The sequence below is a fragment of the Pedobacter sp. Bi126 genome (assembly GCF_918698245.1).
Lineage (GTDB): Bacteria > Bacteroidota > Bacteroidia > Sphingobacteriales > Sphingobacteriaceae > Pedobacter.
Genome location: NZ_CAKKMS010000003.1, coordinates 131,400 through 157,151 on the forward strand (window position 1 = coordinate 131,400; position 25,752 = coordinate 157,151).

The 25,752-nt window shown below is 37.7% G+C and carries 27 protein-coding genes; 1 reads left to right on the top strand and 26 read right to left on the bottom strand.

Annotated features, from left to right (window positions below):
* Positions 1–8 precede the first annotated feature (8 nt).
* The 26 genes from LQ201_RS10665 to pckA form a co-directional block, all read right to left on the bottom strand.
* On the bottom strand, positions 9–1,433 hold the full coding sequence (locus LQ201_RS10665) for a hemolysin family protein (protein ID WP_230142239.1): 1,425 nt from the start codon (positions 1,431–1,433) through the stop codon (positions 9–11).
* Positions 1,433–1,984, bottom strand: coding sequence for an inorganic diphosphatase (locus tag LQ201_RS10670; protein ID WP_025146339.1), 552 nt, complete (start codon positions 1,982–1,984; stop codon positions 1,433–1,435). The genes LQ201_RS10665 and LQ201_RS10670 overlap by 1 nt, the downstream gene beginning before the upstream one ends.
* Before the next feature lie 2 nt (positions 1,985–1,986).
* A complete protein-coding gene (locus LQ201_RS10675; RefSeq protein WP_029274742.1) occupies positions 1,987–2,646 on the bottom strand; it encodes a DedA family protein in 660 nt (219 codons plus the stop codon).
* A 47-nt stretch (positions 2,647–2,693) separates the two neighbouring features.
* A complete protein-coding gene (locus LQ201_RS10680) occupies positions 2,694–4,064 on the bottom strand; it encodes an NADH-quinone oxidoreductase subunit N (RefSeq protein ID WP_230142240.1) in 1,371 nt (456 codons plus the stop codon).
* Between the two features lie 3 nt (positions 4,065–4,067).
* A complete protein-coding gene (locus tag LQ201_RS10685) occupies positions 4,068–5,531 on the bottom strand; it encodes a NuoM family protein (RefSeq protein ID WP_230142244.1) in 1,464 nt (487 codons plus the stop codon).
* A gap of 20 nt (positions 5,532–5,551) precedes the next feature.
* Positions 5,552–7,453, bottom strand: a complete 1,902-nt coding sequence (gene nuoL, locus LQ201_RS10690) for an NADH-quinone oxidoreductase subunit L (RefSeq protein ID WP_371823046.1) — start codon at positions 7,451–7,453, stop codon at positions 5,552–5,554.
* Positions 7,454–7,466: 13 nt separating this feature from the next.
* Complete coding sequence (nuoK, locus tag LQ201_RS10695; protein ID WP_029274746.1) at positions 7,467–7,796, bottom strand: NADH-quinone oxidoreductase subunit NuoK; 330 nt, start codon at positions 7,794–7,796, stop codon at positions 7,467–7,469.
* The gene (locus tag LQ201_RS10700; RefSeq protein ID WP_029274747.1) at positions 7,796–8,299 is read right to left on the bottom strand and encodes an NADH-quinone oxidoreductase subunit J; all 504 of its coding nucleotides are present in this window, start codon (positions 8,297–8,299) and stop codon (positions 7,796–7,798) included. Before LQ201_RS10700 ends, nuoK begins: the two co-directional genes overlap by 1 nt.
* A gap of 128 nt (positions 8,300–8,427) precedes the next feature.
* A complete protein-coding gene (locus LQ201_RS10705) occupies positions 8,428–8,931 on the bottom strand; it encodes an NADH-quinone oxidoreductase subunit I (RefSeq protein WP_025146332.1) in 504 nt (167 codons plus the stop codon).
* 2 nt (positions 8,932–8,933) lie between these two features.
* Positions 8,934–9,971, bottom strand: a complete 1,038-nt coding sequence (nuoH, locus tag LQ201_RS10710; RefSeq protein ID WP_029274749.1) for an NADH-quinone oxidoreductase subunit NuoH — start codon at positions 9,969–9,971, stop codon at positions 8,934–8,936.
* Positions 9,971–10,981 (bottom strand): 2Fe-2S iron-sulfur cluster-binding protein, encoded by a 1,011-nt coding sequence (locus LQ201_RS10715; protein ID WP_029274750.1) that lies wholly within the window; start codon positions 10,979–10,981, stop codon positions 9,971–9,973. The genes nuoH and LQ201_RS10715 overlap by 1 nt, the downstream gene beginning before the upstream one ends.
* Before the next feature lie 75 nt (positions 10,982–11,056).
* On the bottom strand, positions 11,057–11,596 hold the full coding sequence (locus LQ201_RS10720; protein ID WP_230142246.1) for an ORF6N domain-containing protein: 540 nt from the start codon (positions 11,594–11,596) through the stop codon (positions 11,057–11,059).
* A gap of 87 nt (positions 11,597–11,683) precedes the next feature.
* Positions 11,684–13,051 carry an NADH-quinone oxidoreductase subunit NuoF gene (gene nuoF, locus LQ201_RS10725; RefSeq protein ID WP_057931423.1) on the bottom strand — a complete coding sequence of 456 codons (1,368 nt, stop codon included), beginning with the start codon at positions 13,049–13,051 and terminating at the stop codon, positions 11,684–11,686.
* 75 nt (positions 13,052–13,126) lie between these two features.
* The gene (nuoE, locus tag LQ201_RS10730) at positions 13,127–13,642 is read right to left on the bottom strand and encodes an NAD(P)H-dependent oxidoreductase subunit E (RefSeq protein ID WP_057931424.1); all 516 of its coding nucleotides are present in this window, start codon (positions 13,640–13,642) and stop codon (positions 13,127–13,129) included.
* Complete coding sequence (locus LQ201_RS10735) at positions 13,635–14,849, bottom strand: NADH-quinone oxidoreductase subunit D (RefSeq protein WP_230142247.1); 1,215 nt, start codon at positions 14,847–14,849, stop codon at positions 13,635–13,637. The genes nuoE and LQ201_RS10735 overlap by 8 nt, the downstream gene beginning before the upstream one ends.
* Positions 14,850–14,852: 3 nt before the next feature.
* Complete coding sequence (locus LQ201_RS10740) at positions 14,853–15,353, bottom strand: NADH-quinone oxidoreductase subunit C (protein ID WP_230142248.1); 501 nt, start codon at positions 15,351–15,353, stop codon at positions 14,853–14,855.
* Positions 15,353–15,895: an NADH-quinone oxidoreductase subunit B gene (locus LQ201_RS10745; protein WP_108197409.1), complete on the bottom strand. Its 543-nt coding sequence runs from the start codon at positions 15,893–15,895 to the stop codon at positions 15,353–15,355. The genes LQ201_RS10740 and LQ201_RS10745 overlap by 1 nt, the downstream gene beginning before the upstream one ends.
* 228 nt (positions 15,896–16,123) lie before the next feature.
* Positions 16,124–16,495 (bottom strand): NADH-quinone oxidoreductase subunit A, encoded by a 372-nt coding sequence (locus tag LQ201_RS10750; RefSeq protein WP_029274758.1) that lies wholly within the window; start codon positions 16,493–16,495, stop codon positions 16,124–16,126.
* Positions 16,496–16,577: 82 nt separating this feature from the next.
* Positions 16,578–18,299 (bottom strand): lipopolysaccharide assembly protein LapB, encoded by a 1,722-nt coding sequence (locus LQ201_RS10755; protein ID WP_230142250.1) that lies wholly within the window; start codon positions 18,297–18,299, stop codon positions 16,578–16,580.
* A 79-nt stretch (positions 18,300–18,378) separates the two neighbouring features.
* Complete coding sequence (locus tag LQ201_RS10760) at positions 18,379–19,284, bottom strand: PstS family phosphate ABC transporter substrate-binding protein (protein ID WP_230142253.1); 906 nt, start codon at positions 19,282–19,284, stop codon at positions 18,379–18,381.
* Positions 19,285–19,292: 8 nt separating this feature from the next.
* Entirely contained in the window at positions 19,293–19,520 is a 228-nt protein-coding gene (locus tag LQ201_RS10765; protein WP_029274767.1) for a hypothetical protein, read from the bottom strand.
* A 6-nt stretch (positions 19,521–19,526) separates the two neighbouring features.
* Positions 19,527–20,345: an energy transducer TonB gene (locus LQ201_RS10770; RefSeq protein WP_230142255.1), complete on the bottom strand. Its 819-nt coding sequence runs from the start codon at positions 20,343–20,345 to the stop codon at positions 19,527–19,529.
* 18 nt (positions 20,346–20,363) lie between these two features.
* Positions 20,364–20,870: a biopolymer transporter ExbD gene (locus LQ201_RS10775; protein ID WP_138819651.1), complete on the bottom strand. Its 507-nt coding sequence runs from the start codon at positions 20,868–20,870 to the stop codon at positions 20,364–20,366.
* A 3-nt stretch (positions 20,871–20,873) separates the two neighbouring features.
* On the bottom strand, positions 20,874–21,488 hold the full coding sequence (locus tag LQ201_RS10780; RefSeq protein ID WP_230142257.1) for a biopolymer transporter ExbD: 615 nt from the start codon (positions 21,486–21,488) through the stop codon (positions 20,874–20,876).
* A gap of 78 nt (positions 21,489–21,566) precedes the next feature.
* Positions 21,567–22,397 carry a MotA/TolQ/ExbB proton channel family protein gene (locus LQ201_RS10785; protein ID WP_057931433.1) on the bottom strand — a complete coding sequence of 277 codons (831 nt, stop codon included), beginning with the start codon at positions 22,395–22,397 and terminating at the stop codon, positions 21,567–21,569.
* Between the two features lie 298 nt (positions 22,398–22,695).
* The gene (gene pckA, locus LQ201_RS10790) at positions 22,696–24,291 is read right to left on the bottom strand and encodes a phosphoenolpyruvate carboxykinase (ATP) (RefSeq protein WP_230142259.1); all 1,596 of its coding nucleotides are present in this window, start codon (positions 24,289–24,291) and stop codon (positions 22,696–22,698) included.
* Between the two features lie 297 nt (positions 24,292–24,588).
* On the opposite strand from pckA, the gene LQ201_RS10795 reads away from it, so the two are divergent.
* Entirely contained in the window at positions 24,589–25,080 is a 492-nt protein-coding gene (locus tag LQ201_RS10795) for a hypothetical protein (RefSeq protein ID WP_230146637.1), read from the top strand.
* Positions 25,081–25,752: the final 672 nt, after the last annotated feature.

Consider the following 25,752-nt stretch of genomic DNA (forward strand, 5'->3'; position numbering starts at 1 on the left):
AGTTGAAATTAATGATTATCAACCATATCTGCTTTATTGATCACCAATTCTAACTTGATTGTTTCGATATTCTGCTCTGTTTTTTTGAGGATGGTAAATAGATATCCGTATGATTCGTTGCTCTCACCTACCTCAGGGATACGTTCAAAAACGTGAGAAACCAAACCACCAATGGTATCGAAATCTTCATCCTCCGGTAAATCGTGAGGCAGATGTTCATTTACATCATATACAGTAGCGAATGCATTTACGATAAACTCATTGTCGGACACTTTTTCTACCAATGGTTTTTCTTCATCATATTCATCCTGGATTTCTCCAACAAGCTCTTCAACAATATCTTCTAAGGTAACCATACCCGCAGTACCACCAAACTCATCTAATACGATAGCAATCTGTATGCGATTACTTTGCAGCTCACTCATCAGATCGTTTATTTTCTTAGTTTCAGTAACGAAATATGGTTTCCTGATGATATCGTTCAATGTCCAATGCTGATTACCCGCTGCAACCAATGGTAAAATATCTTTTGCATGGATAATCCCTACAATTTTATCCATAATTTCATCGTAAACAGGCAAACGGGAATACCCTTCCTTAATAATCGTATCAATCACTTCTTCTTTCGGAGAAGTTAGTTCAATACCCGAAATCTTGGTGCGGGGTACCATGATATTTTTCACCACTCGCTCATTAAAATCGAATACGTTTTTAATCAGCTCATGTTCGTTATTATCCAATGCGCCGCTTTCTTTACCCTGATCTAATAAATACTGAAGTTCTTCGGTACTATGAAGCGATTCATGTCCGCTTGAAGTGTCGATCCCAAATGGTTTAAGGATAATCGCAGCAAGACTGTTTAATGTCCAGATGAATGGTTTAAATACCACATAAAATATCTGCAATGGTACAGAAACAAATAAGGTTGTTGCTACCGGCCGTTGGATAGCAAAAGATTTTGGTGCTAATTCACCAAATACAATATGCATAATCGTAATCAACGAGAATGCAACAATTGTAGATGCAGTATGGATGGAAGCATCGCTCAATCCCCACTCCAAACTATCGAAAAGGTTTTTGAAAATGGTATGCATAACGCCTTCACCAACCCAACCTAAGCCAAGTGATGCAAGCGTTATACCTAGCTGTGTGGCGGCTAAATATCCATCAAGGTTATGAATAATCCCTTTGGCCATTTTACCAACACGACTGCCTGTTTTTGCTTTAATTTCAATTTGTGATGCCCGGACCTTTACAATTGCGAACTCTGCTGCAACAAAAAATCCGTTTAGTAACACCAAAAATAATGCAAAGAATAATCGCCAGCCTACAGAAGTGGTATCGGGTTCTTGTAAAGCAACCAAAACTACGTTTGTGGGCAGGATTGCACTTAGCTCAAAATTTAAAAACAAACATACCGTGGGTAAATCCATTAAGCCAATTCTCTAAATGTTGTGTTATAAAGTTCTATGCTTTCTTTAATTACTTTATGCGCATAACGAACACCAAGTAAATGTTCGATGGTTACATTTTTATCTTCTAATGCTTTATAATCCTGAAAGAAACGAACAATCTCTTTCATTTGGTGTGGAGGCAATTCATCTAAATCGTTGATGTAGTTTACCGACATATCGTGAGCAGCAACCGCAATAATTTTATCATCTTGCTCTCCGTTATCTACCATGTGCATTACACCAACCACTTTCGCTTCGATCAATGTCATTGGATAAACATCTACTGAGCAAAGCACCAGAATATCCAATGGATCTTTATCATCGCAATAAGTTTGCGGAATAAAGCCATAATTTGCCGGGTACATTACTGATGAAAAAAGAACCCTATCTAACTTGATCAGACCTGATTCTTTATCTATTTCGTATTTTGCTTTTGATCCTTTTGGAATTTCAATAATTGCGTTTACAATTTCTGGAACATTGTGTCCAGGAGATACGCTATGCCATGCGTGATGATCGTCTTTTGCCATTTTTAATTTAAATCTGTTTTATCCTCTTCAGGACCACTCACTACTTTACTTTTTACAAAGGTAATTAATAATGGTATAGTTGTAATAAGGATAAAGCCAATAATAATATATAATAAATAATCGTTAATTTCTTTTTCAAACCTTCTGCCCAAAAAATAACCGAGCAAAGTTAAGGAGCAGATCCAAAGTACGCCACCAACAACATTGTATAACGCAAACTTTTTAAACTCTAATTTTACAACCCCCGCAAAAATCGGTGCAAAAGTTCTAACTATTGGCACAAACCTGCCCATAATTAATGCAAAGGCACCTTGTTTGTGATAATAATCCTCTGCAGCTTTTAAATATCTCTTCTTAAAAAAGAAACTGTCTTTTCTGGTGTACAATACGGGGCCAGTTTTACGCCCGAACCAATAGCCGGTAAAATTTCCAGAAATGGCTGCGAAACACAAGCCCGCCAAGAGCACCGCAATGTTCACATCAAGCTTGCCTGTTGCTACAAACATTCCCGCTAAAAACAATAAATAATCACCGGGAAGAAAAAAACCAAAAAACAGGCCCGTTTCTGCATAGATAACGAATACGACGAGATAGAAACCACCCTCCCTCAATAATTTCTCGGGATCAAGTAGCTGATGCAGGTTATTCCAAAAATCGTGCATATTCAATTATTCGTAAAACTACAAATAATTATCAAACAACAGCATACCTATATCAGGTTTAAAATAATTGCAGGATAAATACCTAAAATTATTGTAATTGCTACAGAAACCAGTAACACAACCTTGTACTGTGACGGAGCTGAAAGCTCTGTTTCTGCGCCGTCTTTAAACCACATGGCTGCAATTACCCTAAAATAATAATAAAAGCCAACCAGCGCATTTAAAATCGCAAATGCAACAAGTAAGGTTTTATATTCAGTCATTACATTCAGGAACATTAAATATTTCCCGATAAAGCCAGCTGTTAGCGGAATACCTGCTAACGAAAGCATAGCTACCGTTAAACATAATGCTATTAGTGGATTACGTTTAGCTAAACCATTGAAACTTTCGAAGCTATCGCTACCCGTTTTTTGTTTTACTAATATTAATACCGCAAAAGCGATAATTGATGCAAAGGTGTAAGCCGCTGCATAAACCAATACGTTGTTTTCAGAGTTTTTGGTTAACACAATAAGCGAAAACAATAGGTAACCCGCGTGCGAAATACTCGAATATGCCAACATGCGTTTGAAGTTTTTTTGGAACAGCGCAGTTACGTTTCCGATAAATAAGGTTAAACAAACAATTACCATAAGTGGTGCAACCCAAAAATCGTGAAGTGGAGCAAGTGCACCAGCAAATAATCTTAAAAAAGCAGCAAAGCCTGCAGTTTTAACTACAGTACTCATGAAAGTGGTAATCAAAGAAGGAGCGCCTTCGTATACATCCGGGGTCCAGAAGTGGAAAGGAGCAGCACCAACCTTAAAACTTAAACCAATCATCATCAGGATAACACCCGGATAGAATATTGGAGAAATTGCCTGACTATTTACCAGATAAGCTTGTATTTTATCTAAATCGAATGAGCCCGTAGCGCCATAAATTAACGTGATACCAAATAACAGGAAGCCTGTTGAGAAAGCACCCATTAGGAAATATTTTAATGAAGCTTCGTTAGAGGCAAAATCCTTTTTACGGATACCGGCCAAAATGTATAAACTCACCGACATGATTTCTAAGCCTACAAATAACATGGCCATATTTTTATACGATACCATCATGATCATTCCCGCCAGCGCGAAAAGAATTAAGGTATAATATTCGGCTACGTTATCGCTTTTAGCGTGGAAATAGTTCTGTGTTAATAAAAAGATTAAAAGTGTACCGATAATACAGATCCCTGAAAATGCCAGAGCGAAGTTATCTGTCTGCATCATCCCAAAATGAACAGCATTGCCGTTCCATGCACAAAAAGTAAATCCCAGTGCAGTAAGTAAGCCAACAACGGTAAGTGGTAGTAATGCTTTATTTGCCTTAAACAAACCTGCATAAAGCACTATAAAAGCTGTTATACTAATGGTTATAATAATATTCATTGCTTAATTTACTGTGTTTAATTTTTGATTTACCTGTTCTAATAAATGTTGTACAGATGCCTCTGTTAAGTGCAAAATTGGTTTCGGATAAACACCCAAAATAATAATCAGTGCACAAATTGTATAAAGGATCAATTTTTCGGTCCCTTTAATATCGGTAAAAGTGATGGTTAAGCTGTTGGTTTCGCCCAGCATTACATTTTGATACATGCGCAACATGTAAACTGCACCAAAGATAATGGTTAATCCTGCAATAGCTGCAGCCCAAATGCCGTAGTTGTAAACGCCCATTAGCAGTAAAAACTCACCAATAAATCCGTTTGTTCCCGGCAAAGCTACCGTGCCTAAAACAATGATCAGAAAAGTAAGCGCCAACTGTGGTGCTACTTTCGCAATTCCACCCAACTCTTCAATTTTATTGGTTTTAACACGGGAAAAGATAATATCTAAAACAAAGAATAAACCCACTACATTAATACCATGACTTAACATTTGTACCATCGCACCTTGCATACCTTGCTGGTTGAAAGCGAAGATACCTGCTGAAATTAATCCAACGTGAGCGATAGATGAATAAGCTACCAAACGTTTAGCATCCTTTTGTGTAAAAGCAATCAGCGAAGCATAAACAATACCGATGATTGATAAAACAATAGCCACTTGGCCCCACTCGTGAACGCCTGTCGGAACAATTGGTAATAACCACCTAATTACGCCATAAATACCCATTTTTAACATGATACCCGATAATAGCATCGTTCCTTGTGTAGGGGCCACGGTATAAGTATCAGGCTGCCAGGTATGGAAAGGGAAAATTGGCATCTTAATGGCAAAAGCGATAAAGAAAGCCCAGAAAATCCATCCCTGTTGTGCGCTATCCAAGTTTAAAGCATAAAATGCTTGAATATCAAAATTATGTGCCGGGTTTTGAAGATATAAGTAAATAATACCCATCAACATAAATAATGAACCTGCAATGGTATACACGAAAAATTTCATGTTGATACGGATGCGGTCTTTTCCTCCCCAGATGGCACAGATAAAGTAAATTGGAATTAATGCTGCTTCCCATCCAATATAGAACAAGAACGCATCTAATGCCGTAAATACCAACAATAAACCACATTGCATAAACAAAATCAACGCATAAAATGCAGCTGAATTTTTATACTGGTGGTTGTAGCTCGATAAAATAATGATCGGCACCAATAAATTGGTTAGCAATACCACAAGCATGCTAATGCCATCGATACCTGCGTGGAAATTGATGCCTAAATCTGCAATCCATGGCAAATTAACCTCAAACTGGGTACTTGCATTTGGAATGAAATTACCGGCGATAACCAAAGTCAAAACCAAAGAAACAACCGAAAATACGGTCGAAACTATTTTAGCCGACTTACCAGTAAATGCAGTAATAATTGCACCTACAAGCGGAAGAAATATAAGTAGTAAAAGTTGTTCCATTATTTAATTTTGAACCCTTTTTATATGTAATAAAATGTATATGCAAGTAACGCGATGATACCAAATACCATCATAAATATATAGAAACCTACGTTTCCGCTTTGTAGCAAACGAACACCTTTACTAGCTTCGTTTGTGCTCCATCCCAGTCCGTTCACAATTCCATCAATGAATTTGCTATCGATAATCCTATAAAAGAATTTCGAAAGTGCATCTAATGGTTTAGTGATTAGGAAATCATAAATCTCATCGAGGTAGAATTTATTGTAGGATAATTTAGCTAAAGCAGAACGCGGTGCTTCATCAGCAACAGGAACGCGTGCCCCCTTTACATATCTGGTGTAAGCATATAATAAAGCTATTACAGCTGCTGCTACCGAAACACCCATTAACGAATATTCAGTTGAGTGGCTTAATTCCAACTCATGCTGTGCAACTCCTGCTCCCGATAACCAATGCGCCAACCATTCGTTTCCACCAAAAACATGAGGAAGATTAATTACTCCACCAATTGCTGCAAGAACAGCTAAAATGATCAAAGGGAAAGTCATCGCAGTTGGCGATTCGTGCACATGGCTTTCTTCGTGATGTGTTCCACGATATTTGCCAGAGAAAGTCAAGAACATCATTCTGAACATATAAAATGCCGTTAAGAATGCGGTTAAAACCCCAATTCCCCAAAGTATTGGACTAGCCTGGAAAGCATGTGCTAAAATTTCATCCTTTGAGAAGAAACCAGAGAACGGTGGTAAACCTGCAATGGCAATGGTGCCGATCAACATAGTTAAGAAAGTAACAGGAAGTTTCTTTCTCAATCCGCCCATATGGCGCATATCTTGCTCATGGTGCATGGCATGAATAACCGAACCTGCGCCCAAGAATAATAGTGCTTTAAAGAATGCGTGCGTTAATACGTGGAAAAACGAACCTGTATAAGCGCCAACGCCAAGACCTAAAAACATATACCCCAGCTGAGATACGGTTGAGTAAGCCAATACTTTTTTGATATCAGTCTGTGTTAAAGCAATAATTGCTGCAACTAAAGCTGTAGCCGCTCCAACAATGGCAATGATGTGCTGTGTAAGCGGAGCAAGATCGAACAATACGCTCGAACGTGCAATCATGTAAATACCAGCTGTAACCATTGTAGCTGCGTGGATCAAAGCCGAAACTGGTGTTGGTCCGGCCATTGCATCTGGTAACCAGGTAAACAAAGGCAATTGAGCCGATTTACCGCAGGCACCGATAAACAACAAGATGGTAATTAAAACCAGCGTATCGTTACCGGGCAACATATTAGCTGCTTGAGGGAAAACTTTAGCAAATTCTACACTACCAAAAGTGGTGAAGATTAAGAATACGCCTAACAAAAAGCCTAAATCGCCGATGCGGTTCATTACGAAAGCTTTTTTAGCTGCTGAAGCATAAGCACTCTTTGTATACCAGAAACCGATTAACAGGTAAGAGCATAAACCTACGCCTTCCCAACCGATAAACATAACGATGTAGTTTGATCCCAATACCAATAAAAGCATGAAGAATACAAACAGGTTTAGATAAGAGAAAAACTTACCGAAACCTGCATCATCGTGCATATAGCTGGTGGAATATAAATGGATCAGGAAACCAATTCCGGTGATGATCAAAAGCATGATCGAGCTTAGAGGATCAACCAGGAAGGATAATGGAATGTGTAATGCACCCGCGCTGATCCAATCGAATAAAAATACTTCGTGAGATTTTTGTGTGTTGCCTTGTAAACTAAAGAAAATAACTACGCTGATAATAAAGGAGGCTAAGATTACCCCACTTCCGATGATACCAACAAGTCCTTTAGATAAAGAGTTTCTGCCTAGCCCATTAATTACAAACCCTAAAAAAGGAAGTAACGGAACCAACCAAATCAATTGTTCTATTGTCATTCTTATTATATATTTACCACTTAAGGCGATTTAAAACATTAATATCTACTGATTTCGTATTTCTGTAAACCATTACGATAATTGCCAGGCCTACTGCAACCTCTGCAGCTGCCAAAGCCATAATGAAGAATACGAAAACCTGCCCTGATGGGTCATTGTTATGAACCGAGAATGCTGTTAAAAGTAAGTTAACCGCATTTAGCATCAGCTCAACCGACATAAAAATTACAATGGCATTTCTGCGGGTAAGTACGCCTATAACGCCGATAGAAAAAATAATGGCACTTAAATAGATGTAGTGGTTTAGCGGAACGCCTGCTGCTTGTGTGAATAAATTTTCCATTATGCTTCTACCTCATCTCTTTTAGATAATAAAACGGCTCCAACCATTGCTGCCAATAGTAACAGAGATGACAATTCGAATGGCAATAAGAATGGACCAAAAAGCTCCTTGCCTAGATTTTCTACCAATCCTAATCCTGGATTTTTCAAAATCAATGGACTGGTAATACTTGCTGATTTTAAAGAACCTATTAAGGTTACAACCAAACAACCGCCAGCAATTACACCTACAATTTTGATCAGCGGCGATTTACTCGGTTCAGTTTCTTTGTTCAGGTTAAGTAACATCAGTACAAAAAGGAACAATACCATAATGGCCCCCATGTAAACAATAAAGTTTACCACTGCCAAAAACTGCGCATTTAATAACACGTAGTGAACAGTGAAGGTAAAAAAGGTAAGGATTAAGTACAATACACTGTGAATCGGATTTTTTGCAAAAATCACCATCAGCGAAAAGATGATACTTAATGTGGCTACGAAATAGAATACTTGTGTACTCATTAATTGTTTATTTATTTATGTTCCATGGTTTGTGTCTCCACAAACCATTATTTATATTTCGTTTCGTGAAGACACGAACCGAGGCTTAAGATTATTTACCATAGTTCGTGTCTTCACGAACCATCATTTTATTTTTTCATTTCCAATGGAGCCTCTACCAACTTGTCTTTTCCGTAAATAAAATCTTTACGTAAATAATCAGCAGGTACAATCGGTCCATCTAAGTAAATTGCCTCTTTTGGACAAGCTTCTTCACATAATCCACAGAAAATGCAACGCAGCATATTGATTTCGTAAGTTGCTGCATATTTTTCTTCGCGGTATAAGTCTTTCTCTTCAGGTTTACGTTCAGCTGCAATCATGGTAATGGCTTCAGCCGGACAAGATAAAGCGCATAAACCGCAGGCGGTACAACGTTCTTTACCATTCTCATCACGTTTTAGCGAGTGCATCCCTCTAAAGTTCGTAGAGAATTCGCGTTCTACTTCAGGATATCTAATAGTAGCCTCTTTCTTAAATAAGTGACTGATGGTGATGCCCATACCCTTGGCAATTGCCGGTAGGTACATACGCTCCATAAAGCTCAGTGGCTTTTGTTCCAGTACTTTTTTCTTATTACTTAATGATTCCATAATTAAAACTTCTCAATAATCGCAATCACAACACCTGTTATTATAATATTGGCAATAGCTAAAGGTATTAAACCTTTCCAACCTAAATTCATCAATTGATCGTAACGGAAACGAGGGATTGTCCAACGTACCCACATGAAGAAAAAGATGAAAGCACATATTTTACCAAAGAAAACTGCCGTACCAAAAAGAGGTGCCCAGGTTGGACCTAACCACACCGCCATCGAATCCATACCTGGGTAGTTATAACCGCCCCAATATAAAGCCGCCATTACTGCCGATGATACGAACATATTGATATACTCAGCAAACAGGTAAAAACCTAATTTCATTGAAGAATATTCGGTATGGTAACCACCTATTAATTCCGTTTCACATTCAGGCAAATCGAACGGCGCACGGTTGGTTTCGGCAAATGAACAGACCATAAAGATTAGGAATCCAAGTGGCTGATATAAAACATTCCATCTCCAGCCATGTTGCTGATCAACAATTTCTTTTAAGCTTAAGGTATTCGTCATTAAAAGCAAAGCGATGATCGATAATCCCATTGCAATTTCATAACTGATGTTCTGCGAAGCTGCACGGATCGCACTTAACAAAGAGTATTTGTTGTTTGAGGCCCATCCCCCAATCATTACGCCATAAACACCCAGAGAAACGACTCCAAAAATATATAGAACTCCAACATTGATATCCGAAACCTGTAAAGGAATAGTTTTGCCTGCAATTAAAACAGGACTGCCCCACGGGATAACCGCCGTACCTATACAGGCACAAAGCAATGCCAAACCCGGGCCAGCGATAAATAAAAATCTGTTTGATGAGGTAGGAATAATTTCCTCTTTCATAAACATTTTTAATCCATCGGCCAATGGTTGTAAAATACCAAAGGGGCCAGCTCTATCAGGGCCTAAACGATCTTGTAAATATGCGGCAACTTTACGTTCTGCATAAGTAGAATACATGGCAATAACTAAACTGATGCCGAAAATTACAGCTACCAGGATAAATTTTTCTATAACAAAAGCGCTATCCATTAGTATTTAACTGTTTTATGTAATTCAATTTCATTTGCAGCTTGTAATGCCTCATTTGGCTGAATAACATGCAAAGGTTTTAATGTTTCGTAGTGATTAGATGCAATTACCGAAGTATCATCAATGTGTGTTGGATGTTCAATTACCCAATCAGCAGTTGCTTTTTTATCAAAGCGGCAAGTATTGCAAATAAATTCTTCTACTTCTCCAAACTGATCTTTACGTGCAGTAACACGTAAAACATCTGCTCCTTTATACCAAAGTGTTACTTTACCGTTGCATTTTTCGTGATCGCAATCGCGGTGTGCATCAACTGGTTTGGTAAACCAAACACGGTTTTTGAAACGGAAAGTTTTATCTGTTAAAGCACCTACTGGGCAAACATCGATTACGTTTCCAGAGAAATCGTTATCAACAGCCTGGGTGATGTAAGTAGAAATTTCGGAGTGGTCGCCACGGTTCAAGATACCATGAACACGTTTGTTTGTAATCTGATCAGCCGTGAAAACACAACGGTAGCACAAAATACAACGATTCATGTGCAACTGGATTTTATCACCTATATCAATACGCTCAAAAGTACGGCGTTCAAACTCATAACGTGTTTTTTGCAAACCGTGTTCATAACCTAAGTTCTGAAGATCACATTCCCCTGCCTGATCGCAAACAGGGCAATCTAAGGGGTGATTAATCAATAAGATCTCTACAACACCTGCACGTGCTTCCAAAACTTCTGGTGAAGTAATGTTAAGCACTTCCATCCCATCCATTACGGTTGTGCGGCAAGAAGCCACCAATTTAGGCATTGGGCGAGGATCTTTCTCCGAACCTTTAGTCACTTTTACAATACAGGTACGGCATTTACCGCCACTGCCTTGTAATTTAGAATAATAGCACATTGCTGGCGGAACAATATCCCCTCCTATCTGCCTTGCAGCATTCAGAATGGTTGTTCCGTTATCCACCTCTACTGTTATCCCATCTATCGTAACCTTAACTTTTTCACTCATGGTTAATGATATTCTTTTTATTTTTTATACTTCTACCGTCATTGCGAGGTACGAAGCAATCTTTTTTACAATTTATTATTTCTCTTTCAAGATTTTATAACCAATTTCTTTTCTTGGCTTTTCTTTCTGTTCCAGTAGCTCATCAAAATACCTGAATATGACTTCAATATTTTTATCCTGATTATCTACTTTCTTTTTAATCTTTTCTACTTCTAGTCTTATTTCTGTATTACTTAAAACCATCGTTCTAAGCTGTACAAACACATCAATAATTTTAATACTTACTTCTACCGCCTGTTTACTTTTTAAAACGTTTGATAGTTGTAAAATACCATGTTCGCTAAATGCAAACGGAAGATACTTTGAATATTTTCCTTGTTCTAAGGTCACAAATTGCGACCTTAGAACTTCATTTTCTTCTTTCGTCAGTTCAAACATAAAGTGCTCTGGAAAACGCTCTATATTTCTTCTAACTTGTTCTTTTAATCTTTTAGTATCAACGCCAAAGAGCGCTGCCAAATCAGAATCTAACATCACCTTCACTCCTCTAAAAAGATATATTTTATTAACTATTACTTCGTTGGGGATGATTACGGGTGATATTTCTTCTTTCATTTACATATTCATTGTGTTAAGTTCTTTTCCTAAGGTCGCAAAATGCGACCTTAGGATTTTAGTATCACAAACCGTAATACTAAATATTTATTTCTCTTCCGTTACCGGAGCTTTTTCAATCGGTGTTGCATAATTTGCAATACCATAATTTTGGCTCTGACTCTTAACAGGTTCTTTAATGTGCCATTCAAATTCATCTCTAAAGTGACGGATTGCGCTGGCTACAGGCCAAGCCGCTGCATCACCCAGCGGACAGATTGTATTCCCTTCAATTTTACGTTGAATGTCCCACAATAAATCAACATCTTCCATTTTACCATGGCCGTGCTCGATTTTGTGTAACACTTTTTCCATCCATCCCGTACCTTCGCGGCAAGGTGAACACTGTCCACAGCTTTCGTGGTGATAAAAACGGGCAAAATTCCAGGTATTTCTAACAATGCACTGATCTTCATCAAAAGCGATAAAACCACCTGAACCCATCATGGTTCCTGTAGCAAACCCACCTTCTGATAACGATTCGTAACTCATTAAACGAGGTTCGCCGTTAGCGTATTTCAGGGTTAAATTAGCAGGTAAAATAGGCACCGATGATCCGCCTGCAACCGTTGCCTTTAAACGTTTACCATTGGCAATACCGCCACAATACTCGTCAGAATAAATAAATTCTTCTACTGGCAAACCCAATTCGATTTCGTAAACACCTGGTTTTACTAAATTACCTGACGCAGATATCAATTTTGTACCTGTACTTCTACCGATACCAATCTTCGCATATTCATCACCCCCATCGTTGATAATCGGTACCACTGCAGCAATAGATTCAACATTGTTAACCACTGTAGGGCAACCATATAACCCTGCAATTGCCGGGAATGGTGGTTTAATCCGTGGATTACCCCTTTTACCTTCAAGCGATTCTAACAAAGCAGTTTCTTCACCACAAATGTAAGCGCCACCGCCCGGCTGAACATATAATTCTAAATCGTAACCTGTTCCTAAAATGTTTTTACCCAACCATCCTGCAGCTTTAGCTTCCGCAATTGCTTTTTCTAAAATGCGGATCTGAGGCATCATCTCGCCACGTACATAGATATAAGAAACCTTGGCACCCAATGCGAAACTCGATACAATCATTCCCTCAATTAATGCATGGGGAATATAAGTCATCAAATAACGGTCTTTAAAAGTTCCCGGCTCTGATTCATCAGCATTACACACCAAATAACGTGCAACACCCTCTGGTTTAGCCAAAAAGCTCCATTTCATCCCTGTAGGGAAACCCGCGCCTCCGCGACCGCGTAAGCCCGATTTCTTAACTTCTTCAACAATCTCTTCAGGTGTTAAAGTTTTAAGGGCTTTTTCCACAGCACGGTACCCGCCTTTTTGGCGATAGACTTCAAGTGTATTGATGCCCGGTACGTTTATATGCTCAAGTAACAGTTTTCGAGACATTTTAATTAGTCTAGCGTCTGTAGTCCATAGTCCATAGTCATGAGTCAAAACGACTCTCGACTTAAGACTTTCGACTTAGGACTTATTTTTCAAATCTTCAATCAATTTATCTACACTTGCTTCGGTAAGGTTTTCGTAGAAAGTATATTCCGGGCTAATTTGCAATACCGGACCGAAACCACAGGCGGCTAAACATTCAACTCCTCTAAAGCTGAATAAACCATCGGCAGTAACTTCACCTTCTTTAACACCTAACTTGTTTTCCAAGTGGCTTAATATTTTTTCGGCACCAACCAGGCAACAAGGGCCGGTACGGCAAACCTCTAAAGCATACTTACCTTGTGGTTTTAAAAAGTACATGGTATAAAATGTTGCCACCTCATATACTTCAATTGGCTGAATATTTAAATATTCAGCTACTTTATCCATCGCTGGTGTACTTACCCAAAGGTATTCGGCCTGTACCAAGTGCAATAATGGCAACAAAGCTGATTTGTGCTTACCTTCAGGATAACGGCTTTTTACATCATCAAATTTGGCCAGCAATTCTGATGAAAACACTACAGGTGTTTGTTCTTCTACTTTAAGCATCTAATTCTCCTGCAATAATATTCATACTACTCATGTTGATAATGGCATCAGACAATAACATGCCCTCGCTCATTGGTGCAAACATCTGGTAGTTTACAAAACTTGGTCTGCGGAAGTGTAAACGGTACGGTGTACGGCCTCCATCATTAATCAGATAGAATCCTAACTCGCCATTTCCGCCTTCCACAGCGTGATAAACTTCTGCTTTTGGCGCATCAATTTCACCCATCACAATTTTGAAGTGATAAATCAATGCTTCCATATTGTTGTAAACTTCTTGTTTTGGAGGGAGGTAAAATTCAGGAACATCGGCATGAAAAATACCTTTTGGCTCTGTTTTTAACTTCACAAGCGCCTGTTCGATAATGCGGACACTTTGCCACATCTCTTCATTACGCACTAAATACCTGTCGTAAATATCGCCACTTGTACCTACCGGAACTTCAAAGTCGAAATCCTGATATGAAGAATATGGATCGCTTACACGCACATCGTAATCTACACCGGTAGCACGCAAAAGCGGTCCAGTCCAGCTATATTCTAAAGCAGCTTCTTTAGTTACTTCTGCAACACCAGCCGTTCTATCAATAAAAATACGGTTACGTGTTAACAGATTTTCGAACTCTTTTAACGCTTTAGGGAATTCTTTTAAAAACTTATCGATTTTAGCAAAGGCGATATCATTGAAATCCCTTTCAAACCCACCAATACGGCCAATATTTGTGGTTAAACGTGCACCACAAACTTCTTCGAAGATCTCGTAAATATGCTCACGGAACTGAAATAGGTATAAGAAAGTGGTGGTCGCTCCTGTATCCTGGCCAATAATCGTGTTACAGATAATGTGATCGGAAATACGCGAAAGTTCCATAATGATTACCCGAAGATAATCTACACGTTTCGGCATCTGAATATTTAACAACTTCTCAACCGTCATGTGCCATCCCATATTGTTAATAGGCGACGAGCAATAGTTTAAACGGTCGGTAAGTGGTGTAATTTGATAAAATGGGCGATGCTCCGCAATCTTTTCGAAAGCACGGTGGATATACCCAATGGTAGAAACGCCGCTTACAATACGTTCGCCATCTAATTGCAAAACGTTTTGAAAAACGCCGTGTGTTGCAGGGTGCGTTGGGCCTAAGTTTAAGGTTACCAGCTCACTTTGCGGATCGTTATCTGTAAATACCGGATGGTTATGATTCATAGTTTACCTTCCAAAAAATTCGTCTTTTTTATCTACTCTGTTCGGATCTTCCAATGGATATTGTTTCAACATCGGGTGAACACCTAAGTCGTCCATATTTAAAATACGGCGTAAATCAGGGTGACCTTCAAATTTAACCCCGAACAAATCGTAAGTTTCGCGTTCCATCCAGTTGGCACCTTTCCAAACAGTTGTTGCTGTAGGAATAGTTGGATTTTGTTCTGAAATGAAAACCTTAATCCTGATTCTAACTTTCTCCACCATGTTGTGCAAATGGTAAACCACTGCAATACCATGATCTTTACCTGGATAGTGAACCGCGGTAATGTCAGTAAGGAAATTGAATTTTAATTCTTCTTTAAGATGCGAAAGCACATTGATGATCACATCTTTATAAGTTACAAAGGTTAATAAACCATAAGGCTCAGAAACGGCGGTAACTTTTTCGCCAAACTTTTCAGTCAGCTTAACGTGGATATCGTTATTTAGTGTCGTTTCTTCCATTATTTAATGCCGTATTGACCCAAAAGTTCTTTGTAATAATCAGAATTTCTTCTTCTGCCCGACTCGTTTTTCACTAAATCCTGAATACGTTGAAAACCATCTAAAATAGCTTCAGGTCTTGGCGGGCACCCCGGAACGTAAACATCCACCGGAATAACCTCATCAATACCTTGCAATACGGAATAAGTATCGAAAATACCACCACTACTTGCACAGGCACCAACAGCCATTACCCAACGTGGCTCTGCCATTTGGATATAAACCTGCTTTAATACCGGGGCCATCTTTTTAGCGATAGTTCCCATAACCATTAAAACATCAGCCTGACGGGGAGAAAAACTTAAGCGTTCGGCACCGAAACGACCTAAATCGTAATGCGAACCCATGGTTGCCATAAACTCGATTCCACAACAAGAAGTGGCAAAAGGTAAAGGCCATAATGAATTTGAGCGGGCCAAACCAATCACTTTATCAAGAGAAGTGGCAAAAAAGCCAGATCCTTCTATTCCTGGAGGCGCATCAACTATATTAATTTCACTCATGTTTATAAACAAAAAATGCTCATCCCTTTGCAGAATGAGCAACAAATTTACAATATTTTAAAGGCAAACAAACTAGCTTTACTCGATTTAGAACCTTTCTAAATAACTAAAACAGCTATAAGTTAGTGTAAGTGATACACATTCGGTTTGCAGTTGGCAATTTTGAGTTTACAGTTTTTAAACCGAAAACTATTAACTGCCAATTGTAAACTGAGAACTGCCAATAGACTAGTTCCAGTCTAAAACTTTTTTCTTGATTACGTAGATAAAACCTAGCAACAAAGTACCCATGAAAATGAACATTTCGATCATTCCATCCATCCTTAATGTACGGAAATTAACTGCCCAAGGATACATAAAGATAACCTCTACATCGAACAGTACAAATAAGATGGCTACTACGAAATATTTGATAGAGAAAGGCTGACGTGCGTTACCTACTGATTTAATACCAGCCTCAAAAGTTTCTAATTTGTCGCTTGTTTTACGTTTTGGACCTAAAAAGTGGGTTGCAACCAATGTGGTTACCACAAAACCTAAAGCAACAATTACTTGAAATATAATTGGTAAAAAATCTATAGCCGAACTCTGCGCTTGCATATTATTTATTTTATGTTGCAAAAGTAAAAGAAAAAGGCAGAGTAACCAAACTCTGCCTTTTCTAAATTATTTAACTTTCTAATTATTTACCTTTACCTTTTGTTTTTGGAGCAGCTGCAGGTGACTGCAATTCTTTAAGCTTGGCTGCTGCAAAAGGACCTTGCGGGTCTAACGCAATACTTTTGTTTAAATAATCTATAGCTTTTGCTTTATCTTTATCAGCATAGTAAGCACCTAGATAATCGTAAGATTCTACAAGGTTTGTTTTATTGGTTGCTTGTTCTTCAGGCTTAACTAAGCTAATGTATTTTTCAAAATATGGAATAGATGCATATTTTGGGTTAGCTTTATCTTCTAGAAGATTAGCAATCCTTGCCCTTGTAAAATAACCTAAAGCAAACTCTGGAGAAACTTTATTTAAGTGACTCAGTGCTGAATCGGCCTCAATCAATGCTGCTGTATTTAACGGTTTTTTGTCTTTTTGAGCAAAATACCCTTCCAAGAATCTTGTTTGTCCTACATAGTAATAGTTTGTTAATGAACCTTTACCATTTGGATTATATTTAATTGCTAATGTATAAATCTCTGCGGCTTTACCGTATTTTTTAGCTTTATACAAAGCTAAACCAGCCTCCGATAAAGCATCTGCATTAGTAGAATCTATTTTAGCCGCCTCTATTATATTAAGAACACCTAAGCTATCTTGACCAGCTTTCAATTGTGCTTTACCTAAATAAAGATAATCGTTACCTAAAATCTTTGTCCTATCCTTTTCCTTTGCAAAAAAATCAGTTAAGCTCGCTAATGCCTGAGGGTAGTTTCCATTTTCATAAGCTGCCCAACCTTTCATCCTTGAAACAATAGTACCTTTAGGATCGTTTGCAGGAACTTGTAAAGAAGTAGCCACTTGCTCTAATGTTTTATAATCTTTAGCATAAAATAAGAATTGAGCGTAACGCAATTGAGACTCCAAAGATTTATCCGTTAAATCCATGTATTTTTTGTAATTCTCAATCGCTTTTGCTGCTTTTTCTTTATCAACACCAAAACTACTCCATTGCAAATACAACTCGCCTAACTCGCGGTAAGCAGGGCCATAGTTTGCATCAGCAGCAATTACATCCTGTAACTCTTTTTCACCTTCAGGAAAAGCTCTCGACTCTTTGTACATTTTACCAATCTGTGTTTTAGCTCTTCTGTTGTTAGGATCAACATCTCCAACACGCATGTATGGGCCTAATGCTTCAGAATTTTTCTTCTGTAATGCATAGGCATCACCTTGCGCCAAGAAAACTTCTGCATCCTTATCTTTCGAATCTAATTCATCTGCTTTGGTAATGTTAGCTAAAGCGCTGGTAAAATCAGGTTTAGATACATCATCACTAGGTTTATCCTGCGCTAAATAAGCTTTACCGATATACAAATAAGTTTTGTAATCTTTTGGTGCCAAAGCTACAGCCTTGTCGAAGTTAGTTTTAGCAGAACTTGGGTTATTAGATAACATATCTGCTTCGCCTAAACCAATTAAGTTTAAGTTGTTTTTTGGATCAGCGGTAACACCTTTGGTAAATACGGCTCTAGCGGAGTCGATGTAACCGGTTTTTAAGTAAACCAAACCAAGATTGTAATAGTTATTACCATCTGATGCTTTTGAGCTCACCAATGACTTAAGCATTGATGATGCTTTCTGATACTGCTCCGCGTCGATGGCTTTTTTCGCGTCATTTAAATCTTGAGCAAAAACTGCAGAACCCATCAACACCAAACCTACATTTAAGGTTATTGCTTTCTTTAAAATTTTCATCGGATATTCTGTTTTTTTATTTAATAAAAATGAAGTGTCTCTTTAGATTTACTTCGTGGTTCAATTTATAATTTTTAATTTAATTTCCTTTTGTCAGGTTAATTTGTCTTGGCATTAATTTATGCGGGCCAAGTCCAGATTTAAGTACAATCAATTGTCCCCTCTGACTTCTTAACCATGTTGCAAATCCTGTGCCTAAACCATCTCTTCCCTCACAATCTATAATATTTATATTTCTTAAGAAAGGATAAACACCGTTAATTAAGTTATCTTGAGTTGGTTTATAGAACTGATCATCCCCTACCTTGCCTTTTACATTCTTTACACCCAGCACTTTTATCTTAGAAAGGTATTCGCTCATCTCTGTATCCTTGTCCGTGATCCAATTCACGCCCAAAATACCAATAAAATTTTTATCTTCTGCAATAAGTTTAATTACTTCTTTGCTAGAATTTTTAGAGTAAACACCTGTAGCTGGAAATTGGCTGATATGAGCCAACTCTTTAAAATATTGAAAGGTACTTGAATAAGCGTTATCAAAGACCAATTTTTTATCTGATTTCTTCCCCTGTAATATATCAATCACTTCTTTAACGTTAATTGTACTATCGATATTGCCCTGATTGGTAATTAAAGCAATACCATCAATAGCAAAACGCGAAGAGTTGATTTTGATATTACGCTGGTTATAATACTTTTCCTCTGCTTTGGTTAATAACCTTGGTAAAACAATTACCCTTACACTATCATTAAGAAAGGCAGGCAATAATTTTTCTTCAGGTTTGACTGTTATCTGAAATTTTGCATCCGGATAATCCAAACTAAAAATATCGATCTGATCTTGAACAATCGGTCCAACACTTTCATCAACCAATATTTTTAAGGTACCGCTTGTTCTGGTTTCTTTAACTGCATTGGCTTTATTTTTACGTTTGCAGGATACAAGTAAAGCTAGTATACAAAATATTAAAAGGAAATTTTTCATTGAGCTGATTAATCGCGCCTTCCAAGGCTTAAAAGTCTTACAAATGCATAAATAATTAAGAAGATACCGATTGCGATGCGGCCCCATTGTGGAATAGTGCTTAAGCGCAGGGCAATTGGTTCGTAAAATATAAATGCAAAGCCTAATACCACATAAAAAACGAACATGACAAGGCCTAAAATGAGCAAAAACCGCTGTTTAGGCGATTTTTGCTTAAAAATATCAAAATTTAACATCTACTATTAGTTCAATGTAAAGTTAACGTTGATGTTGTATTTTACCCTTACCGGCTTACCATTTTGGATACCTGGGTTCCAACGTGGACTAGCTTTCAATACACGAATGGCTTCTTCATCAGTTCCGCTACCCAAACCACGGGTAACTGTGATATCAGTTAATTTACCATCTTTTTCAACAACGAAAGATAAAAATACTTTACCTTGAACATTGTTTTCTTGTGCCATTGGCGGGTACTTTATTGCTTTACTTAAGTATCCATAAAACTTAGAGATACCTCCTGGGAATTCTGGTTGTTTCTCGATACTAACAAAGTCGTAAACTTTATTATCATCAACCGCAACAGCAGCTTCTCTTTTTGGTCCTTCACCAACTGGTTCAGCGATATTAATCTCTGCCGTTGGGTCACCTTTAATATCTCTCTGCCCTGGATCAGCTTCCTTCAATTTTTCAACCGTAGGCGGTTCATCACGAACCTCGATATCTGGTTTTACAATTGGAGGTGGCATTTTCACCTGGTCAACTTTTGGTGGAGGTGGCTCTACCGGTGGTGGTGGCGGTGTTTTAGGATCTACTGGTGGTGGTGGCGCTAAAATTACTTCTTGTGCTTTTAATTGCTCATCTTCATGATCCATTGAGCCTTTAATCAGGCTATAGATTTTAGGAGAGAAAAATAACACAATAAATATAATAGAGCCGATAATTAATGCTCTTGAGGTGTTGGCACCATTGCTTTTACGCAATTGATACGCACCGTAGGTTTTGTTTTTATCTGCAAAAACCACTTCAAGCCATTCTTTTCTGAATATATCTAACTTCGACATAACTATTGGTTTTACTGATTATAAAATTCCTTTTTCTTTCATGAACTGCTTCTCATTGTCAAGGATGTTATCATCGTCGATCTGACGAACCTTAACTTTAAGAATTTCCAACTCATCCATGATGTCTACAAAGTTTTGGAATGTAGAACCTGATGTTGGTTTTACCAGTACAACAAAGTCTCCAGCAACGCCTGAAGCATCAGCTGCTTTTCTATTTTTAACAATAGCATCTTCGATTTGTGAACCAGATTCTATAGTTGGTGCGCTTTCGCCAGCTACGCCCATGTACCATGCTACCTTATTGCTTTTACCCAACAAAATAGTCATTGTTTTACTTGCTTTCAGCTCCAATCTGTTCTCAGGTAACTTTTCGTTTTTATCTGGCTTTGCAATATCCATCGCTTGAGGCGTAGAGATTACTGTTGTTAAGATAAAGAATGTTACCAAAAGAAACATTAGATCCACCATCGGAGTCATATCAACCCTTGGGGTGGCTTTCTTCCCGCCTGTGTTTAATTCTGCCATTTCTTATTTCTTTTTAGCTTCAGAGTTGGTAACCAATAAAAACTTGTTTACACTTTGTTTCTGAAGTACATCAATAATCTTTTTAACTACCGGATATTCTTCTTTTGCATCACCTTTAATACTGATACGCATATCCTGATTATTAATCTCTTTAGTTGCTTTACGGGCATTTAATACCCATGCATTTAACTGATTGTCAGTCGAATCTGAAGGTATACCAGGTTGTACCCCTGGTTTCATACGGTCAGCCCCATTCAAGGCAATAAGAGATTTTAAACTCTGAATCGGAACACCGAAACTTCCTATCGATGAAAAGCGTTGTATTTCTACTGGAGTGAACGATATTTTGTACTGTTCGCCCATTAGCTCTAATGTTTTCGCTCTTACTTTGACCCCTGCTACTTCAAAGAAAACTTTACCCTGCCCAATGGTTAATATCGCATTGTTTTCTACCGGTACCTTAAACTCATACGTAGATGAAGGTGTAGAAACGGCTAGTGGTTCTGGTTGCCTTGCTGTAGCAGTTAAGATGAAGAAAGTAAGTAACAATGACGCCACATCACACATGGCGGTCATATCTGTTACTGTACTTGTTCTTTTAACTTTAATTCTAGGCATAATATTTTTTACTAGTTTTAATAATGATGATCTTTTTTCCGGTTTTCCATAAAGCCGGTAAAAATTTTTTCAAAATTCTTATTTATGCGAACTAGCGTATGTTTGAACGATGCTGAAACCAGCCTCATCGATAGCGTAAGTTAACTTGTCGATTTTAGAAGTTAATACGTTATACATGATAATTGCCACAGTAGAAACCAAGATACCCGTTGCAGTGTTGATCAATGCCTCAGAGATACCTACCGCTAATGCTGACTGATCTGGTGCTCCAGAGTTTGCTAAACCGGCGAATGCACGGATCATACCTGTTACTGTACCCAATAAACCTACTAATGTACCGATTGATACCAAAGTTGCAATTACAGTTAAGTTTTGCTCTAACATTGGCATTTCTAAAGCTGTAGCTTCTTCAACCTCTTTTTGGATTGCAACGATTGATTGCTCAACATCCATATTAGTGTCTGCTTCAACTTCACTGTATTTTTTCAAGCCAGATTTAATTACGTTAGCAACTGAACCTTCTTGTTTATCACACTCAGCTTTTGCTGCTTCGATGTTACCTGCGCTTAATAAACCTTGTACTTTGCGAATGAAAGTGTCTAAGCTAGATTTTCCACTTGCTTTACCAATAACGATGAAACGTTCGATAGAGAATACAATTACTACTAATAGTAATCCAACTAAGATCGCTACGATAGGACCTCCTTTGTAAGCTGTTCCAAGATAGTTACCAGGTAATGGTAATTTTTCTCTGTCACCATCGATAAAGTTACTTCCTTCTCCGAATACGAATCTCCAAACACAGAATCCAATGATAATACAAATTGGAATAACGAATGTTGCAAATACATTTGAAGCACTAGAAGAGCTCTCTTTTTTAACAGTTGTTGGTTTTGGTGCGTTTGCCATTTTTTTTGAAATTTTAGTTTTAGTTCTTGTTTTTAATTTTTAGCTGTTTTTTTCTTTTGTACTACACTCAACGTTTCATATCCGAAATTGTTGCGAAAAACAAATTTATAAATTGATTTTAAATTACAAATTAATAAATCAATAAGCAATTAAATCGTTACTTAGAATTTAGTTTCGGTAAATCACCTAGGGTGTATAACAAAAAAATTGCCCCAGCCGAGGCAATTCTTTCACAATAAAAACTAAAAAAAAATCGAATTGCAAATTTTTCGCTCAAAAAATGCATTTTAAAGTGCATTTAACATAATTTTAACGCTTCGTGTCTGCTTTTTGGTACTTTTGTCAGTTCGAACTGCTTGAAATTCTCTGTAAAGGCATCCGACAGTTCGTAGGCTTTCAAAAAGTATTCTTCCTGATTGCTCCATGTTTTAGAGGGGTCTAAAATTTCGTCTGGTACGCCAGGACAATTTAACGGCATCATCAATTTAAATACATGATGTTGCTTATATTTATTATGATCCAAGTCTCCATTTAACGCTGCCGTAATCATCGCTCTGGTATAACTTAATTTCATCCTTTTACCAACGCCGTAAGCTCCACCGCTCCAACCCGTATTTACTAGCCATACGTTTACCTGGTGTTTTTCCATCTTCTCGCCCAATAGTGCGGCATATCTAGAGGGGTGCAATGGCAAGAAGGCTTTACCAAAGCAAGCCGAAAACGTTAACTGAGGTTCTGTTACCCCTGTTTCTGTTCCCGCAACCTTGGCTGTATATCCGCTCATAAAGTGGAACATGGCCTGTTCTACATTTAATTTTGAAATTGGAGGCAATACGCCAAACGCATCTGCAGTTAAGAAAAAGATATTTTTCGGAACAGCCGCTATTGATGGTAAAATCGCATTGTCAATATAATCTATAGGATAAGCCACGCGGGTATTCTCCGTTTTACTGATATTACTATAATCAACTTCCTTCGTGCCTGGAAAAAAATTAATATTCTCTAGTAAGGAGCCAAATTTGATTGCCTTAAAGATCTGAGGCTCTTTCTCTTCGGTTAAATCAACACATTTTGCATAGCAACCACCTTCGAAATTAAATACAGAATCTTTACCCCAGCCATGTTCATCATCACCGATCAATCCTCTCTCAGGATCGGCAGACAAGGTGGTTTTTCCCGTACCCGATAAGCCGAAGAATATAGCGGTATCACCATTTTTACCCACATTGGCCGAACAGTGCATGGATAGCGTATTTTTATATACTGGCAGGATAAAGTTTAAAACAGAAAAAATTCCTTTTTTTATTTCGCCAGTATAGCCAGTCCCCCCGATCAAAATCATTTTCCTGGTAAAGTTGATAATGGAGAAGTTTTCCTGTCTGGTTCCGTCAATCGCCGGATCGGCCAAAAAACCTGGCGCAGCAATGATGGTCCACTCTGGCGTGATCCCCAAACGATCTTCTTCCGGACGGATAAACAAATGATGAGCAAAAAGATTCTGATAGGCAGTTTCTGTAATTACCCGGATGGATATATCGTAATCCGGATTGGCACAGGCCGAAGAATCGCGGACATAGATTTTCTTATCTTCAAGGTAATTTGTTAGCTTATAAAACAGCTGATCGAATTTCTCCGGAGAAATTTTAATGTTTACATCGCCCCACCAAACCTGATCTTCGGTTACTTCGTCGCATACAATAAAACGGTCTTTAGGAGAACGTCCGGTAAACTTTCCGGTATCAACCGCCAGCGCTCCTGAAGCAGCCAGCGTACCTTCTTTATTTAATAAGGCATCATCAATTAATTCCGTTGGAGATAATTGGTACTTTACAGCAATGTTTCCGCCTAGATTTAAATAGCTTAAATCTGGCGCTTGCAGTTTCTTTTTGCTCATAACAATAAGTTAGTTAGTACAGCAAAGGTAAATACTTATCTTCCACAAAAACTAGTTTTGAAGCGTAATTTTTTACATATTGTAGCAAATACACTATTATGTAAACATTTTATTTACAGATATTTACACTCATTTTTACAAGGTAAAAAAAATTAAAAAATTACACTAAGTAAAATCTGTTAAATGGTTTTAGCTGGTTTAAACTTTTAATTGATAAGGCTTTAAGCGCTTATAAATCTTACATACTATTTGGAAATGAATTAAAGATCATACTTTTATGCAGTAACATGATCAATAATGAACTGGGAAATACTTAGAAAAAAGATATATTATATTGACGGCTCCTTAAGGGATATCTATGTTAAAGATACAAGCATGGAAGATTGGGAAAAATGGATAGACCTCATCAATACCAGATATAAAGTGAAATTTTATAATGCATTCTCGGGTGAAATTGAAGGCCATATTAATAAAAGCATTGTATTTGATTATTGGAATGGAAAAACCGACGTACTTAATAATGTTACTATATATTTAGGAGATATTCTAGTTAAATGCTATTTCTTTGGTGGCGATGAAATTGAAAATGATATTACCCCTACGGAAATTAATTCGATAGAAGACCATAACAGGTTAGTAGATTATTTAAAAGATGTTTCTGCCTGCTTAGGCAAAGAAGTTATGCTAACTCCAGAAAATTATTCGGAAGAAGACAAGAAATTAATTATTGTTAATAAAAACGGAATTGAGCTTGATTTTTCAGATCATCCCATTGGAGGCAAATATTGAATATTAAAAAAATGACAGGCAACAATAGCTTAAAAAGCTTATCCATTGTCTCGTTAACAATATTATTATGGTTATTAATCTGGAATATAGTTCCAATAATACAGGTCAGAATGCAGTTGGTTAGCGATTTTATCCCTAGCAGTATTATTTATGACTCCGCAAAACCGTATATATACATCAGTTCTGTTTTGGTTTTTGCTAACATTATAGCATTTCTATTATTCTTTCTTAAGAAATATTTACCAGTGATTATTTTGGGTAGTATTGCTTTTTGCATTCATGGAGCATATATTTTTTTGAATTAATTATTTCATTTACCACTTCGCCTGGCGGGCGCCCCTCAAGAGGAGGGGAATTAGACGCCGGAAAGGTAACCAACTTAAATAGTACCACAACCCAAATTTAACTAAACCTGATAAAAGCGGCAGCTCCCGACCTCACCAACAACAAAACAGCACTACCATCAGGACTATAGCGGTTAGCAGGGCTGCCGTACCCGAAGATTTACGACAGCACCTTTTCTAATATTTAAAACTGCTTACCAACAACCCCACCCTGCAAGCAGCCCTCAAAAAGGGAATGATTTGGTTTCGGGTTCAAAAAATACAGCTATTTCATCTACTTAAACGTTTTAATAGAAATTTCGAAATAAAAATCAAAAAACATTTGCAT

What these genes read in the sequence shown, in the direction of transcription:
- LQ201_RS10665 (WP_230142239.1), bottom strand. Translation starts at nt 1,433, where the DNA reads ATGGATTTACCCACGGTATGTTTGTTTTTAAATTTTGAGCTAAGTGCA.
- LQ201_RS10670 (WP_025146339.1), bottom strand. Translation starts at nt 1,984, where the DNA reads ATGGCAAAAGACGATCATCACGCATGGCATAGCGTATCTCCTGGACAC.
- LQ201_RS10675 (WP_029274742.1), bottom strand. Translation starts at nt 2,646, where the DNA reads ATGCACGATTTTTGGAATAACCTGCATCAGCTACTTGATCCCGAGAAA.
- LQ201_RS10680 (WP_230142240.1), bottom strand. Translation starts at nt 4,064, where the DNA reads ATGAATATTATTATAACCATTAGTATAACAGCTTTTATAGTGCTTTAT.
- LQ201_RS10685 (WP_230142244.1), bottom strand. Translation starts at nt 5,531, where the DNA reads ATGGAACAACTTTTACTACTTATATTTCTTCCGCTTGTAGGTGCAATT.
- nuoL (WP_371823046.1), bottom strand. Translation starts at nt 7,453, where the DNA reads ATGACAATAGAACAATTGATTTGGTTGGTTCCGTTACTTCCTTTTTTA.
- nuoK (WP_029274746.1), bottom strand. Translation starts at nt 7,796, where the DNA reads ATGGAAAATTTATTCACACAAGCAGCAGGCGTTCCGCTAAACCACTAC.
- LQ201_RS10700 (WP_029274747.1), bottom strand. Translation starts at nt 8,299, where the DNA reads ATGAGTACACAAGTATTCTATTTCGTAGCCACATTAAGTATCATCTTT.
- LQ201_RS10705 (WP_025146332.1), bottom strand. Translation starts at nt 8,931, where the DNA reads ATGGAATCATTAAGTAATAAGAAAAAAGTACTGGAACAAAAGCCACTG.
- nuoH (WP_029274749.1), bottom strand. Translation starts at nt 9,971, where the DNA reads ATGGATAGCGCTTTTGTTATAGAAAAATTTATCCTGGTAGCTGTAATT.
- LQ201_RS10715 (WP_029274750.1), bottom strand. Translation starts at nt 10,981, where the DNA reads ATGAGTGAAAAAGTTAAGGTTACGATAGATGGGATAACAGTAGAGGTG.
- LQ201_RS10720 (WP_230142246.1), bottom strand. Translation starts at nt 11,596, where the DNA reads ATGAAAGAAGAAATATCACCCGTAATCATCCCCAACGAAGTAATAGTT.
- nuoF (WP_057931423.1), bottom strand. Translation starts at nt 13,051, where the DNA reads ATGTCTCGAAAACTGTTACTTGAGCATATAAACGTACCGGGCATCAAT.
- nuoE (WP_057931424.1), bottom strand. Translation starts at nt 13,642, where the DNA reads ATGCTTAAAGTAGAAGAACAAACACCTGTAGTGTTTTCATCAGAATTG.
- LQ201_RS10735 (WP_230142247.1), bottom strand. Translation starts at nt 14,849, where the DNA reads ATGAATCATAACCATCCGGTATTTACAGATAACGATCCGCAAAGTGAG.
- LQ201_RS10740 (WP_230142248.1), bottom strand. Translation starts at nt 15,353, where the DNA reads ATGGAAGAAACGACACTAAATAACGATATCCACGTTAAGCTGACTGAA.
- LQ201_RS10745 (WP_108197409.1), bottom strand. Translation starts at nt 15,895, where the DNA reads ATGAGTGAAATTAATATAGTTGATGCGCCTCCAGGAATAGAAGGATCT.
- LQ201_RS10750 (WP_029274758.1), bottom strand. Translation starts at nt 16,495, where the DNA reads ATGCAAGCGCAGAGTTCGGCTATAGATTTTTTACCAATTATATTTCAA.
- LQ201_RS10755 (WP_230142250.1), bottom strand. Translation starts at nt 18,299, where the DNA reads ATGAAAATTTTAAAGAAAGCAATAACCTTAAATGTAGGTTTGGTGTTG.
- LQ201_RS10760 (WP_230142253.1), bottom strand. Translation starts at nt 19,284, where the DNA reads ATGAAAAATTTCCTTTTAATATTTTGTATACTAGCTTTACTTGTATCC.
- LQ201_RS10765 (WP_029274767.1), bottom strand. Translation starts at nt 19,520, where the DNA reads ATGTTAAATTTTGATATTTTTAAGCAAAAATCGCCTAAACAGCGGTTT.
- LQ201_RS10770 (WP_230142255.1), bottom strand. Translation starts at nt 20,345, where the DNA reads ATGTCGAAGTTAGATATATTCAGAAAAGAATGGCTTGAAGTGGTTTTT.
- LQ201_RS10775 (WP_138819651.1), bottom strand. Translation starts at nt 20,870, where the DNA reads ATGGCAGAATTAAACACAGGCGGGAAGAAAGCCACCCCAAGGGTTGAT.
- LQ201_RS10780 (WP_230142257.1), bottom strand. Translation starts at nt 21,488, where the DNA reads ATGCCTAGAATTAAAGTTAAAAGAACAAGTACAGTAACAGATATGACC.
- LQ201_RS10785 (WP_057931433.1), bottom strand. Translation starts at nt 22,397, where the DNA reads ATGGCAAACGCACCAAAACCAACAACTGTTAAAAAAGAGAGCTCTTCT.
- pckA (WP_230142259.1), bottom strand. Translation starts at nt 24,291, where the DNA reads ATGAGCAAAAAGAAACTGCAAGCGCCAGATTTAAGCTATTTAAATCTA.
- LQ201_RS10795 (WP_230146637.1), top strand. Translation starts at nt 24,589, where the DNA reads ATGAACTGGGAAATACTTAGAAAAAAGATATATTATATTGACGGCTCC.